Source organism: Streptomyces olivaceoviridis, from assembly GCF_014650115.1.
Taxonomy (GTDB): Bacteria; Actinomycetota; Actinomycetes; order Streptomycetales; family Streptomycetaceae; genus Streptomyces; species Streptomyces olivaceoviridis.
Genome location: NZ_BMUI01000002.1, coordinates 423,200 through 437,584, shown reverse-complemented (window position 1 = coordinate 437,584; position 14,385 = coordinate 423,200). Strand labels below are relative to the sequence as shown.

Genomic DNA, 14,385 nt, shown 5'->3' with positions numbered 1-14,385 from the left:
GCGTCACGCCAAGCGGCGGAACACCGGCTTCACCGGGCGTCCGCCCAGCCAGGGGGTGGGGTCACCGGCGTCCAGTGCCTTCCGGTACACCGCACACGCCTGGGCCACCACGTCGACGGTGTGGTCGATGTCCGCTTCGCTGAGCGCGCTGCTCACCACGAACGACGGGGCCAGCACCCCGCCCATGAGGAGCCGGCGCAGGAACAGGGTGCGGTACTGCTGTGACGGCTGCCCGTTCCCGTCGAGGGTGGCGAAGACCAGGTTGCTGGCCCGGCCCCGGACGACGACGTGGTCGCCGACGCCCAGGGCGGTGGCGGCCTCGCGGACTCCGGCGGCCAGCCGTTCGCCGAGGGCGTGCAGGCGCGCGGTGACGCCCTCCTCGACGTAGGTGGTGAGCACGGCCATCGCGGCGGCCAGGGAGTGGGTCTCCGCGCCGTGCGTGGTGGACAGCAGGAACACCCGGTCGCCGGAGTGGCGCAGCCCGCCCCGCTCCATCAGCTCCCGGCGCCCGGCCAGCGCGGAGACGGCGCACCCGTTGCCCAGCGCCTTGCCGAACGTGGAGAGGTCGGGGACGACGCCGTACAGACCCTGGGCGCCCGCCTCGGACCAGCGCAGACCGGTGATCATCTCGTCGAAGACCAGGACGCAGCCGTGCCGGTCGGCCAGCTCGCGCAGGCCGGCGAGGTACCCGGGCGGCGGCTCGGTGTGGGTGGCGGGTTCGAGGATCAGGCAGGCGACCTCGTCCTGGTACCGGGTGAGCAGCTCCTCCGTGGCGGCGAGGTCGCCGTAGGGGAACGCCACGGTGAGCTCGGTGGTCGACTCCGGGATGCCGGCGGACATCGGTGTGGTGCCGATGAACCAGTCGTCGACGGAGAAGAACGGGTGGTCGGCGCAGAGGGCCACCCGCGGGCGTCCGGTGACGGCGCGGGCGAGGCGCACCGCGGCGGTGGTGACGTCGGAGCCGTTCTTCGCGAACTTCACCATCTCGGCGGTCGGCACCGTCGCCAGGAAGCGTTCCGCGGCCTCGACCTCCACGACGGACGGCCGGACGAAGTTGCCGCCGCGGTCGAGTTGCCGCCGCACCGCCTCGGTCACGCGCGGGTGGGCGTGGCCGAGGCTCACCGACCGCAGCCCGGAGCCGTACTCGACGTAGCGGTTGCCGTCGACGTCCCACACGTGGGCACCGCGGCCGTGGCTGATGACCGGGGCCAGGTTCTCGGGGTACTGGTCGTCGCCCTTGGCGTAGGTGTGCGCGCCCCCGGGAACCAGGGCGTGCAGCCGCTCGTTCGCCGCCCGCGACCTGGGCAGGTGGAACTCTTCGCTCTCCAAGCCGGCTTCACCCTTCCGTGTGCTTCAGGACCTCGGCGAGGCTCGGCGCCTCCCGGTCCCGCCGGGACGTCGATGTGACCGGCAGCGGCCACGGAATGGCGAGCTCCGGGTCGTCGAAGGCGATCGTCACGTCCTCGGCCGGATCGTGCGGGCGGTCGATCCGGTACGAGGTGTCGGCGGTTTCGGTGAGCGCCTGGAAGCCGTGCGCGCACCCCGCCGGGACGTACACGGTCGCCTGCGTCTCGCCGGACAGCTCGAAGAAGGCCCGGCCCAGGTACGTCGGCGAGTGAGGCCGCAGGTCCACGACGACGTCGAAGATCCTCCCGTACGAGCACCGCACCAGCTTGGCCTCGCCGGCGCCGGAGCGCAGGTGCAGGCCGCGGAGCACGCCCCGGACCGAGCGGGACACGCTGTCCTGGACGAAGGCGCACGGGTCGAGGCCCACCGAGCGGACCACGTCGGCGTCGAAGGTGCGGCAGAAGAAGCCGCGCTCGTCGGCGTACGGCGTCGGCTCGAACAGGTACGCGCCGGCGATCTGGGGGACTTCGGTCGCCTTCATGGAGCCTCCTGCCGGGCGTGGGCGTGGGCGTGGGCGTGGGCGTGGCCGGTCGCCGGGAACAGGGCCGTGGCCAAAGCGGTGAACTGGTGGTCGAGTTGCCGGGCGGCGGCGAGGTTCCGCTCGACGAGGGTCCGCCGCAGCCCGGCCGACCGCTTCTCCAGCGCCCGGAACTGGGCGAGCAGCCGGTCGGCGTCGAGCTCGCGCGCCGGGTGGCAGTACGCGCCGAGGCCCATCCGTTCCATGAGCGCCTCGCTCTTCGCCGCGTAGGTCACGGCGAGCGTCGGCGTCCCGGTCTTCAGCGCGCAGATCAGGTTGTGGTACCGGATCGCCACCACGGTGTCGGCAGCCGCCGTCTCCTTCATCAGGTCGGCCAGCGAGGCCGCATCCGCGGCGGTGACCAGCGGCGAGCCGACCGCGTCGAGGATCGCGGCGACCACCGGCGCGTCGCACGCGTCGCCGGTGAGCAGCCGGACCGCCCTGCCCTCCTCGACCAGCGCGCGGACGAACCGGATCGTCCCGTCCAGGTAGCGCCGGTGGATCCGCTCGGCCCGGGAGCGGTCGTCGTCGCCGCCGTGGAAGTCCATGACGCCGACACAGACCGGTCCCGGCGCGCCCGAGGGCGCGTTCGCCCCCGGCGTCGGCAGGGCGAACGCGAGGTCCGGGTAGACCTCGTCGCGCGCGGTGTCCACGCCCATCGCCCGCATCGCGTCGCGGGACTGGGCGTCCCGGTACGACCGGTACGCCGCCAGCCGCGCCGACCAGCGCACCAGGGCCCGGGTCGGCCGGTTGCCGATCGTCGCGGCGCCGACGCTGACCAGCGCGACCCGGGTGCCCAGCAGCCGGCCGCTCGCGCAGAGCAGGAACAGCGCGTACGGGAAGCCCCACGGCCGCAGCGGCAGCGTCGCCTCCAGGACGCCCATGCCCGGCACGATCACCACGTCGTGCCGGCGCACCCAGGCGGCGGTGCGGAAGACGTCGACGAGTTTGCCCAGGCCCTTCGATGCGACCGCGCCCGCACGCGACGCGGTCCGGTACTCCCCGCGGTTCCAGTGCAGCCGGGTCGCGGGGATGCCGAACCGGGCCGTGACGGCCTCGGGCCCGCCGCACAGCGCGTCCACGACCGCCTCCGGGTGCTGGGAGCGGAGGTACCCGAGCACGGCCTCCAGCGACCCGTCGTTGCCGAGGTTGCCGGAGCCGAGCAGGCCGAACAGCCCCACGCGTGGCGCGGTCCTCACGCCGGCCTCCCCTCACGGCCGGCGACCAGGGCGTCGACCGAGACGGTGAGCCCCGCCGGGTCGACCGGGGCGCGGTCCTCGACCCGCTCGCCGGCGCCCGGCCGGGCCCGGCTGGCCATCCACGCGGCCAGGTGGCGGTAGCACGCGCGCCGGTCGGCCGGGGACAACGGCGCCCGCCGGATCGCCGAGACGAAGCCCCAGACGTACTCGGCGAGCAGCCGGGGCGTCGGGTGCAGCGGGCCGGCCCGGCGCGGGTCCAGGTTGACGCACCGGGAGCGCTTGGACGGGTTCGCCCGCTCGGCGCGGGTGGGGTGGTCGCGGCGGAAGTACAGCAGCTCCGGTACCTGGTGGAAGGGCCCGTGCAGGCCGATCTCGGCGACGAACGTGCGGTCCGCGTGGTGGTAGCTGTCCATCGGTCTCACCCGGCGCAGCACGTCGGCCCGGATCACCCCGTAGAAGTCGTCGCCGCCGGGTTCGAACAGCATGCTGCGGAAGCGCTCCGGCGCGTGCGGCGAGGCCGTGGCGAGCGTGTACTCGTAGGGGACCTTCACCTGGCCGTCGCCGTCGATGACCGCCTGGTCGGCGTGGGCGAGGATCACGTGCGGCCGCTCGTCCAGCGCCTCGACGCAGCGCCGCAGCAGGTCCCGGCCGTACAGGTCGTCGTGCGAGGCCCACTTGAACAGCTCGCCGCGGCACTCGGCGAACACATGGTTGTGGTTCGGGGTGGCGCCGATGTTCCGGGGCAGGCGGATGTACCGGATGCGGGAGTCCTTCGCGGCGTACGCGCGGCAGATGTCCCGGGTCCCGTCGGTCGAGGCGTTGTCGGAGACGACCAGCTCGAAGTCCTCGTAGGTCTGGCCGAGCAGGGCGTCGAGCGACTCGGCCAGGTACTCCTCGCCGTTGTACACGGGCAGGCCGATGCTCAGCCTGGGTCGGTCGGTCATGAGGTCCTCACTTCGGGAACGGAGTCGTGGTGCTGCTCGCGCAGGGCGGACCGCAGGTGCAGCCACCACACGGCCGAGCCGCTGACGGTCGCGGTGGCGACGCCCCAGGCCGAGCCGACCGTGCCCGCGACGGCCGCCCCGCCGAGCCCGCCGCCGACATAGCAGGCGGAGGCGAACAGCTGGGAGCGCAGGCTGCGCCGGGCCGCGCCGAGCGCGCGCAGCCCGGCCGCGGCACCGGTGCCGAGGCCGGCGCCCGCGACGCTGAGGGTGATCGGCGCGATGAGCTGCGAGGCGGAGTGCCAGACGCCGCCCAGCACGAGGCCGCCGAGCCGGTCCGGCACCAGCAGCAGCGACCCGCCCCAGAGCAGCGCGCCGGCGGCCTGCCCGCCGCCCAGCAGGAGGCAGAACGTGCCGAGGCGGTGCGGGGCCTGCCGCAGCACCCGTGCCGCCTCCGGGACGGTCACCAGAGACAGTCCCATCAGTACGGCGAGGAAGGGGCCCATCAGGAGCTCGGCGCCCCGCACCGCGCCCACCGCGCCGACACCGGCGATCGCGCCGAGCCCGTACGCCCGCAACTGGCTCGCGCCGCTGAGGCTCACGTTCTCGACCAGGTACCGGTAGCCGAGGTCGCGGTGCTCGCGCAGCCACGCGCGTGCTCCGCTCACCTCGGGCCGGATCCCGGACTGGAGGCAGCCGTACGCCGCGGCCACCGCGGCGGAGGCCCCCCAGGCGAGCACGAACGCGGCCACGCTGCCCACGTGGGCCGCCAGGACCATGGCCGGGACGAGCGCGACGCACCACACGAGGTCGTTGACGAAGGCCTTCCGCCCGGCGCCGGCGGCGAAGAACGAGAACCGCCAGGCGTCCTGCAACAGCAGCCCCGGCAGCAGGACGCCGAGGCAGGCGAACGCGGGCCCCACCCGGCCGCCGAGACCGAGCCCGACCACCAGGCACACCGCGCCGATGGCGGATCCCACGCCGAGCGCGGTACCCGACGACCGGGCCACCGCCCCGCGCCAGGACGCGTCCGGCACGCCGCTGAAGCGCACCACGAGAGGGTCGGTGGCAAGGCCGCGCGAGACGTTGAGCACGACGCCGTAGGTCACCCAGGCGAGGCTGAACACGCCGAACGCGGTCACCCCCAGCGAGCGGGCCACGTAGATGCCCACCGCGAAGTTGCTGATGCTGGAGGCCGCCTGGTCGGCGAGCCCCCAGGACAGCCGGCCGGCGACGGCCCGCCTGGCGGACCTCCGGGCGTGTCCGGCCCGGGTCGCCGGTGGCGCCGTTGTCTGCGGATTCTCCCCCTCGGTGGTCATCGGCGTCATGCCTTGATCAGCCCGGCGCCGTGCAGGGCGTCGGCCGCGGCGGCGACGGTGTCGAACGGCAGCCCGGACCGCTCGGCGACGTCCAGCAGACCGTGCTCGCCGTCGGAGAGGCTGAGCACCCAGAGCATGGCCAGCTGGGCCTGCTTGGTGTCGCTGCGCCCGCCGAGCGCGTCGTACAACCCCCGTCGGCCCAGCTGCGGTTCGCCGTGCGGGCTGAGGTTGACGTACCGCCGGTCGCGGTCGAGGACGGCGAACGCCTCGCGGCACACGGCGAGCGTGTCGGCCATCGCCTCCGGGGAGACGAAGTCCAGGTCGTCCGCCGAGGTGTGGTACTCGGGATAGCCCGCGTACGGGGTCCGGGTGAGCGAGCCCACGCCCAGGTTGAACCCGGGCGAGCAGTACTGCCGCTCGTCGTAGCCGTACGGAGTGAACTCGGTGACGCGGTGCGGGCGTTCGGAAGCGGTCAGGACGTGCCGCATCACCCGGTCGATCTCCGCGTCGCCGCGCCGGCTCTGCTTGTACGTCAGCTGCCCGGGGTCGCCGGCGCAGGCCAGCACCAGGCCGTGCCTGACCCGGTCCACCCGCTCCGCGTTGCGGGCCAGCCATGTGATCGCGCCGATGGTGCCGGGCGCGAAGACGAACCGGTAGGTGTGGTACGGCGTCTGCCGGGCCAGCGCCAGGGCCAGGAACGTCGCCACGGCGATGCCGGCCAGGTTGTCGTTGGCCAGCGACGGGTGGCAGACGTGGCAGGAGACGAGCACCTCGTCGGGTACCTGCCCGGGGACCACGTGCTCGGCGTAGGTGAGGTGGCCGTCCGCGAGGGTGGAGTCGATACGGACCTCGTAGTCGCCGTCCTCCATCGCGTCCAGGGTCTCCTGGGCCAGGCAGAACCCCCAGTCCGGCTTGTAGTAACTGGTGCGGTACGGCACCCAGCCCGGGTGCTCCGGCAGGGTGTGCAGATGTCCGCGCAGTTCGGCCAGCGGCATGGTCGCCGACACCGGCACGCTGTAGCCGAGCACGTGCAGGCTGGACGCGGCGAAGTCGACGACCCGGTTCCCGGCGGTGTCGGCGATGTACGCGTCGCGGATGTTCCACTCCTGCGGCACGGTCCAGTCGAGCACCTGCGTGCCGGTCGGCACCTCGTGCCTCCGGAGCGGGATGTACTCCCCGACGATGTCCAAGGTGGCGCGCACACCGTCGCCGGTGATGCTCCGGCACAGCGGGTACATCCGCTCCACCAGCGCGTACATCTCCTCGCCGGCCCCGGTCACGGGCGCCACCGCAGGGTGTCGTCGACGGCGCCGGACTCGGACGCCGCGCGCAGCACGGCGAGGCGGGTGAAGCGCTGCTCGAAGTCCTCCCGGGTCAGGCCGAACGCCCGGTACGCGTCGGCGAGTTCGAGCGCGCCCCGCTTCACCGTCCACTCGCAGTCGAAGCCGGGCACCGCGGCGCGGAACCGGGAGAAGTCCACCCGGTACGACCGCGGATCGGCACCGGTCTCCCCGGTGATCACCACCTTCGCGCCGGACACCGCCTCGGCGACCTGCGCGGCGATCTCGGCGACGGTGACGTTGTTGACCTCGCTGCCGATGTTGAACGCACGGTCGTGCACCGCTTCCCGGGGCGCGTCCAGCGCGGCCGTGAAGGCCCGTGCGATGTCGGCGGCGTGCACCAGCGGGCGCCAGGGGGTGCCGTCGGAGAGCACGAGGACCTCGCCGGACAGCAGCGCGTGGCCCACCAGGTTGTTGAGCACGATGTCGGCGCGCAGCCGGGGCGAGTAGCCGAAGGCGGTGGCGTTGCGCATGTACACCGGGGTGAAGTCGCCGTCGGCCAGGGAGTGCAGGTCGTCCTCCACCCGCACCTTGGACTCCGCGTACGGCGTCACCGGGCGCAGCGGGGCGTCCTCGGCCACCAGCTCGTCGCCGCCGGCGGCACCGTAGACGGAGCAGGTCGACGCGTACAGGAAGCGCGCCACCCCGGCGTCGCGGGCCAGCCGGGCCAGCCGTACGGACGCATGGTGGTTGATGTCGTAGGTGAGCTCCGGCGCCAGCGATCCCAGCGGGTCGTTGGAGAGCGCGGCCAGGTGGATCACGGCGTCCACCCCGGCCAGGTGGTCGGCCGTGACGTCGCGCAGGTCCACCCGGTGCCCCCGCGGGTCGGCGGGCGCCGGGCCGAGGACGCAGTCGGCGAACAGGCCGGCGTCGAGGCCGACGACCTCGTGTCCGGCGGCCGTGAGGACCGGGGCCATGACGGTGCCCAGGTAGCCCTGGTGTCCGGTGAGCAGTACGCGCAAGGTTCATTCCCCCAGGTCGAGCGTGAGTTTGGTGACGGCGAACGCCTCGGCGTAGCGCTCGTGGCATTCGATGCCGCGGATCCGGGCCAGGCCGAGGAAGGCCTCCCGGTCGTACCAGGGCCGGTGCCGCTGCGAGGGGTAGTGCTCCTGGAGCAGCCGTACCTTCCGTTCGGCGATCTCCGGCGACAGCGGCTGGTAGGCGGACGGCCGGCCGAGATCGCCGTCCCACTTGACGATCTCGTAGCCGAGGACCAGGTGGTCGCGGAACGCGGTCGGTACCAGCCGCGCCAGACCGCGGTGGTCCTGGTGCGCGTCGTCGGTGCGCGGGGCCAGGACCAGATCCGGGTCGGTCCGCTCGCGCAGTTCCTCGACGGCGGACTTGGCCTCGTCCCAGTGCACGGGCATCCGGCCGTCCGGCAGCTTGTGCACGGTCAGCCGCAGGTCGGCGCCGGGGCAGAAGGCGGCGAGCGCGGCCCGCTCCTCCTGCTCCCGCTCGCCGCCGCCACCGGAGAGCACCAGCGCGTCGACACGGACACCCGGCCGCGCGAGGCACAGCGTCAGCAGCGTGCCGCCGGCGCCGATGGCGATGTCGTCGCAGTGCGCGCCCACCGCGACGATCCTCTCCAGGCGCCCCGCCCCGAGCCGGATCACGCGGTCACCCCCGCGCCGTCCCGTTCCCACACGGCCCACGGACGGTCGCCCCGGGCATAGGCGGCGTCGAGCGCGGCCCGCTCCTTCACGGTGTCGGTCGGCTTCCAGAAGCCGCGGTGCTGGTGCGCCACCAGCCGTCCGCGCTTGGCCAGTTCGGCGCAGCCGTCGGCGACCAGGTCCCCGTCCTCGGGGATGTGGTCGAAGACCTCCTGGCGGAGCACGAAGTAGCCGCCGTTCTCCCACAGCGGCAGTTCGCTCACCGCCGTGATGCCCCCCACCAGGCCGCCCTCGCCCAGCTCCACGCAGTGGAACGACGACTGCGGCGGCACCACCATCATCGAGGCACCGGCGTCGCGCCGGGCGAAGTTCTCGACCATCTCGGGCAGCGGGGCGTCGGTGAGCACGTCGGCGTAGTTGGCGAGGAACATCTCGTCGCCGTCCAGGTGGTGCCGCACCCGGCGCAGCCGCTCACCGATCGGCGACTCGATGCCGGTCTGCGCGAACGTGATCGTCCAGTCCGAGATGTCGGTGGACAGCAGCTCGGTCCGCCCGCCCCGCAGCACGAAGTCGTTGGACGTCGTCTCCTCGTAGGTGAGGAAGAAGTTCTTGATGTGATGGGCCCCGTACCCGAGGCACAGGATGAACTCCGTGTGGCCGAAGTGCGCGTAGTAGCGCATGACGTGCCAGATCAGCGGTCTGGGGCCGACCATCGCCATCGGCTTGGGCACGTCGTCCGCGGCACCGCTGCGCATCCGCATCCCGTAACCGCCGCAGAACAGAACGACCTTCATGCTGTGACCTTTCGGGACGCGACCTCGACGACGCTCAGTTCCGGGATGGGAAAGACCAGCCGGCCGCCCCAGTCGTGCACGTAGGACAGCTGCTCGACGAGCTCGGCCCGCAGGTTCCACGGGAGGACGAGCACGTAGTCCGGCTTGTCGGCGGCGATCCGCTCGGGCGGCAGGATCGGGATGCGGGTGCCCGGGGTGAACCTGCCGTGCTTGTAGGGGTTGCGGTCGACCGTGTACGCGAGCAGGTCGGGGCGGATGCCGCAGTGGTTGAGCAGGGTGTTGCCCTTGCCCGGGGCCCCGTAGCCGACGACCGTCTCGCCGCGCTCGGCCGCCTCGATCAGGAACGTGAGGAGGTCCCGGCGCACCTTGGCCACCCGGGCGGAGAACTCGGCGTACCCGGACAGCTCCTGGAGCCCGGCGGCCTTCTCCCGGTCCAGCACGTCGGCCACCCGCCGGGCCGGCTCGCCGGCCACCTCGGCCGGCCGGGCCCACAGCCGGATGGAACCGCCGTGCGTGGGCAGCAACTCGACGTCCACGAGCGCGAGTCCGCCGCTCGCCAGGGCCCGGATCGCGGAGGCGACCGTGTAGTACTGGAAGTGCTCGTGGTAGATCGTGTCGTACTGGTTCTCCTCGATCAGGGTCAGCAGGTGCTGCACCTCGATGGAGACCCAGCCGTCGTCGGCGACCAGGGCGCGCAGCCCCCGGGTGAACCCGACGACGTCGGGGATGTGCGCGTACACGTTGTTGGCCACGACCAGGTTCGCCGGGCCGTGCTCGTCGCGCACGGCCGCGCCGGTGTCCGGGCTCAGGAACTCCGTGAGCGTGGGCACACCCGCGTCGCGTGCCGCGGCGCCGACGTTCTCCGACGGCTCGATGCCGAGGCAGCGGATCCCCCGGTCCACCACGTGCTTCAGCAGGTATCCGTCGTTGCTCGCGACCTCGACCACGAAGGCGTCCGGGCCGAGCCCCGCCCGCCGCACGGCATCGGCGACGAACGTGCGCGCGTGCTCCACCCAGGACGTCGAGTACGAGGAGAAGTACGCGTACTCCGTGAACGTCTCCTCCGGCGTGATCAGCGGCGGGATCTGCGCGAGCCAGCAGTCGGTGCAGACCCGCAGGTGCAGCGGGTACGCGGGCTCCGGCCGGTCCAGTTGGTCCGCGGCGAGAAAGCTCTCGCACGGCGGCGTCGCCCCCAGGTCGACGACGCTCGCCAGTGTCGCCGAGCCGCAGAGTCGGCATCGTGTCATCTAGTGCCCCCCATTGATTCCGTCCCCCCTTGGTTGCGTCCGCCCCGCGAGCGCGGCGCGGTACTCCTCCTCCAGGCGCTGAAGCCCGACGGCCGGGCTGAAGCCCTTCTCGTAACGGCGCCGGGCCGCCTCGCCCATCTCCCGGCCCAGCTCCGGCCGGGCCGCGATCCGGCGTACGCACTGCGCGAGCGAGGCGGACTCGCCCGGCCGGTGCAGCAGCCCGGTCACCCCGTCCTCCACGAGTTCGACGAAGGCGCCGTGACCGGCGGCGACAGCGGGCACCCCCGCCGCCATCGCCTCCGCGACCACCAGGCCGAACGTCTCCATGGCCACCGACGGAGCCACCACGGCGACCGACCGCGCGACGGCCTGCCGGACCTGGGCCGGGTCGAGCAGGCCGGCGTAGCGCACGTCGTCCCGGCCCGCCGCCCACGCGGTCACCTCCCGCTCCAGGGGCCCCGCGCCGGCGAGCACGAGCGGCACGCCCACACCGCCCTCCGCCGCGATGTCGTCCCACGCGGCCATGAGCAGCCGCACCCCCTTGGCCTCCGCGAGCCGGCCGAGGAAGAGCACCTGCTCCCCGTCGCCCACCCGGCGGGCGCCGGGGTCGGGGACGAAGTTGTGCTTCACCGTCAGCAGCCCGGCCGGCATACCCGCGCGCACCAGGACGTCGCGCTGCGCCTCGGAGATGCAGAAGAACCGCTCCACGCCCGACCACCACCGCCGCCGGTTGACCGACAGGCTCACCGCGAGCGGCACCGTCGCGAGACGGGAGCCCCGGTAGCAGCCGTGCCGGACGGCGGGCAGCGGCGCCGCCGGGCCGACGCACTCGGTGCACAGCCGGCCGTCCCGCCGCAGCGTGCCGGGCGGGCAGATCTGGGTGTAGTTGTGCAGCGTGGCGACCACGGGCACACCGGCGTCGGCGCAGGCGGCGAGGACCGCGGGCGACAGGAGCGGGAAGACGTTGTGGACGTGCACCACATCCGGCCGCTCGGCACGGAGCCTGGCGGTGAGCTCCCTGCGGACCGCTGGATTCCACGGCACGAGCAGCGGCACCGCGACCTTGCCGGGCAGGGACCGGCCGGCGATGTCGTCGCTGCGCCGCTCGAACACCTCGACCCGGTGGCCGGCCGAGCGCAGCAGTTCCACCTCCTCGTCGACGACCCGGTTCTCGCCGCTCGGCTGCGCCGAGGAGTAGCGGTTGTGCACCACGAGGACGTGCATGGTCAGCTCACCTCCCGGTCCCGGGCCCAGCGCGGGACACCTGGTCGGGGGAGTGGGGGTGCCGGCAGCGGTGTGGCGGCGGCGGGGGCCGCGAGCAGCGAGGCGGCCAGGGCCAGGTGCAGCAGGTACGGCGAGGCGTCGCCGAGGCCGGCCTCGGTGTACGACGAGATCGCGACGTAGCTGATCAGGAAGATCGCACAGGCCCTCGGCAGCGACGGCGGCCGGAGCAGAGCGACGCCGCCGAGCACGAGGAGGACGGCCGCCACGAGGCAGACGCCGATCAGTCCCTGCTCGTTGTAGACGGCCAGCCAGCTGTTGTCGATCGGCAGCCCGCCGAACGACTTGTCGCCCAGGCCCACGCCGAAGAACCGCTCCCCGGTCGTCCGGGGCGCCGCCAGCAGGGCGTCCCACACCTTGGCCCGGCCGGTGAGGCTGGAGAAGTTCTCCTTGCTCTGCCCGCGCAGGAACCACGCCTGGAGCGCGGAGGCGAACCCCACGGCGGCCACCGTGGCGGACAGCACCGCCCAGGTGAAGAAGCGGCGGGCGGCGGCGCTGGTCAGCAGGAGCGAGCCGACCGCCAGCGCCAGCCCGACGAGCAGGCCGACGGTGGCCGTGCGGGTGTGGGTGAGCGCGAGGAGGACGAGTGACGGGACGATGACCACCGCCGCGCTGGTCCTGTCGACCTGGCGGCCCAGGAGGAGCAGCACGGTCAGCCCGGTGATCACCGCCGTGTACTGCCCGATCTGCGGCGGGGTGAGCGGCCACAGCGCGCCGACGAGGCGCCCGCCGTAGAGGTCGGGCATGGCCGCGCCCGGTGAGATGGCGAGGCCCGCGGCCACCGACACGAGTACCGCGAAGTACATCCGGATGTGGTGGCGGACGAACGTCACACCGCCGTCCCACCAGCGGCTCACCAGCCACAGCGTGCCGACGAAGAGGGTCAGCCGGGTGCAGCGGAACAGCGCGCCGAACCCGGACTCCAGGTGCACGCTGGAGATCACGCTGGGCACCAGCAGCAGGGTGAGCAGGAACACGAAGGCGTTGGGTCTGATGCGCAGCCGCGCATTGAGCGCCAGCGCCAGCGCGAACGCGACGACGAGCGAGCCCATGGTGACCAGCTGGATGAGGGAGCGGGGCAGCTGGACGATGGTCTTCGCCCCGGCGGAGCCGAGCGTGTTGAGGCCGAGCAGCAGCCAGACGATCCCGACGGCCTTCGGTGGGGTGGCGGGGGAACGGTCCATCTCAACCACCGGCCCGTTTCGTCGCGAAGGTGCTGCCCGCGTCCTGCCGGTACGGCGGGCCCTGCCACTGCCACCGGTCGAGCACCTGGCCCGGGTCCTGGACGACGAACTGCCACGGTCCGCGGTAGGCGTTGTCGTGCCAGCGGTTGTGCTGCTCGAAGGTGATCGCCTCGGCCACCCGCTTGCCCTTGTACGGCGACCAGTCCGGATAGGTGCCGTAGTTGGCGAGCACCGCCATGCGGTCGCACTTCTCGGTGCACTTGACGACGGACTTGTCCAGGACGAAGCGGTTGTCGTGGATGTCCACGCGCTGCGTCTTCCACCGGCAGTCGGCGTACAGCGGTGCCTTGTCGATCGCCGGTTCCACGCACCGGTCCTTGTCCTTCACCAGCAGCGTGCAGTCGCCGGACGAGGTGTTGGCCGGGCTGTTGCAGAACCGGTCGGCGTTCTCCCAGAGGGTGATCCCGTTCCAGTTGTTCTCCAGCAGGTTCCGGTAGATGTCGATCTTGTCCGTGCGGGCCGCGACCCGTGGTTCGCCGCCGGCCTCGGACAGGTAGACGGTCGCGAACGGGAAGTCATCGCCGCGCGTCGCGGACCTGCGGCCCTCGACCCAGTTGTTCCGCCGGATCGTGTTGTTCCGGATGACCGCGTTGTAGCTGATCTCGTAGATCAGCGCGGCGCCGTCGTTCTCTTCGATGAGGTTGTCCTCGATGCGGAAGTCGTTGTTGTCGGTGTCCGCCCACAACCCGGCTCCGCGGTTGCCGTGCACCCAGTTGCCCCGGATCTCGGCGCCGTCGACGGCCCAGAACTTGACGCCCCCGGTGCAGCCGCAGCCGGGCTTGCGCCGCTCCCAGTCGCCGGTGTTGTTGCCGGCGATCTCGTTGCCCTCGACCACCAGGTCGCGGATGGTGTTGCCGGTCTTGTACGCGTTCATCCCGTACTGGCCGTTGTCGCGCAAGCAGTTGGCGCGGACCCGCTGGCGGGCACCGGCCATCAGTCCGGCGCCGTCGTTGTCCTGGATCGTGGCGTGCTCGATGACCCACCCGTCGGCCATGTCGTGGTTGACCACGCCCTCGTCGGTCGGTGCGACGAAGCGCTGCACGGTCAGGTAGCGGATGGTGACATCGGGGGCGGTGCCGCTGAACGCGTACGCGTTCTTCTTCCCGCCGTCGAGCACCGCGCCCGGAGCGCCGACGTAGCGGTCCCCCTTCTTGGGCATGACCTGGGCGTAGCGCTCCGGATCGAGCCGATGCGTGCCCGGTCGCAGCCAGAACGTGGTGCCCGGGGGGTTGTTCTTCGTCTTCTCGGCCAGGTCACCGACCACGTCGGGGTCGACCGTCACCGCGCCCGCCGGCGCCTTCGCGGGCCCGGCCGCGGGCCTGGCGCACACCCGGGCCACGGCGGACGCGGCCCCGGACCCGGACGGCGCGGCGGCCGGTTTCCCCGGTGCGTCCGGCGAGCTCGTACAGCCGGTCGCCGCCAGCAGGGCCAGCGCCAGCGGTGCCGCCGGTAACGCCCAACGCCGGCACGTGATCCCCACGGGTCC

The 14,385-nt window shown here is 72.9% G+C and carries 13 protein-coding genes; all 13 read right to left on the bottom strand.

Going from position 1 to position 14,385, the window contains the following annotated elements:
* Window positions 1–3: 3 nt before the first annotated feature.
* The 13 genes from IE273_RS05745 to IE273_RS05685 are packed head-to-tail and all read right to left on the bottom strand — an operon-like array spanning window position 4 to window position 14,379.
* Window positions 4–1,329, bottom strand: a complete 1,326-nt coding sequence (locus IE273_RS05745) for a glutamate-1-semialdehyde 2,1-aminomutase (RefSeq protein ID WP_189814036.1) — start codon at window positions 1,327–1,329, stop codon at window positions 4–6.
* Window positions 1,330–1,336: 7 nt separating this feature from the next.
* Window positions 1,337–1,888, bottom strand: coding sequence for a dTDP-4-dehydrorhamnose 3,5-epimerase family protein (locus IE273_RS05740; RefSeq protein WP_189814035.1), 552 nt, complete (start codon window positions 1,886–1,888; stop codon window positions 1,337–1,339).
* Complete coding sequence (locus IE273_RS05735; protein ID WP_189814187.1) at window positions 1,885–3,105, bottom strand: polysaccharide pyruvyl transferase family protein; 1,221 nt, start codon at window positions 3,103–3,105, stop codon at window positions 1,885–1,887. The genes IE273_RS05740 and IE273_RS05735 overlap by 4 nt, the downstream gene beginning before the upstream one ends.
* 14 nt (window positions 3,106–3,119) lie before the next feature.
* Window positions 3,120–4,067, bottom strand: a complete 948-nt coding sequence (locus tag IE273_RS05730) for a glycosyltransferase family 2 protein (RefSeq protein WP_189814034.1) — start codon at window positions 4,065–4,067, stop codon at window positions 3,120–3,122.
* Window positions 4,064–5,383 (bottom strand): MATE family efflux transporter, encoded by a 1,320-nt coding sequence (locus IE273_RS05725; RefSeq protein WP_189814186.1) that lies wholly within the window; start codon window positions 5,381–5,383, stop codon window positions 4,064–4,066. Before IE273_RS05725 ends, IE273_RS05730 begins: the two co-directional genes overlap by 4 nt.
* A gap of 5 nt (window positions 5,384–5,388) precedes the next feature.
* The gene (locus tag IE273_RS05720; RefSeq protein WP_189814033.1) at window positions 5,389–6,672 is read right to left on the bottom strand and encodes a DUF4910 domain-containing protein; all 1,284 of its coding nucleotides are present in this window, start codon (window positions 6,670–6,672) and stop codon (window positions 5,389–5,391) included.
* Window positions 6,660–7,685: an NAD-dependent epimerase/dehydratase family protein gene (locus IE273_RS05715; RefSeq protein WP_189814032.1), complete on the bottom strand. Its 1,026-nt coding sequence runs from the start codon at window positions 7,683–7,685 to the stop codon at window positions 6,660–6,662. The genes IE273_RS05720 and IE273_RS05715 overlap by 13 nt, the downstream gene beginning before the upstream one ends.
* Before the next feature lie 3 nt (window positions 7,686–7,688).
* A complete protein-coding gene (locus IE273_RS05710; protein WP_189814031.1) occupies window positions 7,689–8,336 on the bottom strand; it encodes a PIG-L deacetylase family protein in 648 nt (215 codons plus the stop codon).
* Window positions 8,333–9,127 (bottom strand): glycosyltransferase family protein, encoded by a 795-nt coding sequence (locus IE273_RS05705; RefSeq protein ID WP_189814030.1) that lies wholly within the window; start codon window positions 9,125–9,127, stop codon window positions 8,333–8,335. The genes IE273_RS05710 and IE273_RS05705 overlap by 4 nt, the downstream gene beginning before the upstream one ends.
* Window positions 9,124–10,374, bottom strand: a complete 1,251-nt coding sequence (locus IE273_RS05700; protein WP_189814029.1) for a class I SAM-dependent methyltransferase — start codon at window positions 10,372–10,374, stop codon at window positions 9,124–9,126. Before IE273_RS05700 ends, IE273_RS05705 begins: the two co-directional genes overlap by 4 nt.
* Complete coding sequence (locus IE273_RS05695; protein WP_189814028.1) at window positions 10,375–11,598, bottom strand: glycosyltransferase; 1,224 nt, start codon at window positions 11,596–11,598, stop codon at window positions 10,375–10,377. It abuts the gene before it with no gap.
* A 2-nt stretch (window positions 11,599–11,600) separates the two neighbouring features.
* Entirely contained in the window at window positions 11,601–12,839 is a 1,239-nt protein-coding gene (locus IE273_RS05690; protein WP_189814027.1) for an O-antigen ligase family protein, read from the bottom strand.
* A gap of 1 nt (window position 12,840) precedes the next feature.
* Window positions 12,841–14,379 (bottom strand): right-handed parallel beta-helix repeat-containing protein, encoded by a 1,539-nt coding sequence (locus tag IE273_RS05685; protein WP_189814026.1) that lies wholly within the window; start codon window positions 14,377–14,379, stop codon window positions 12,841–12,843.
* Window positions 14,380–14,385 lie beyond the last annotated feature (6 nt).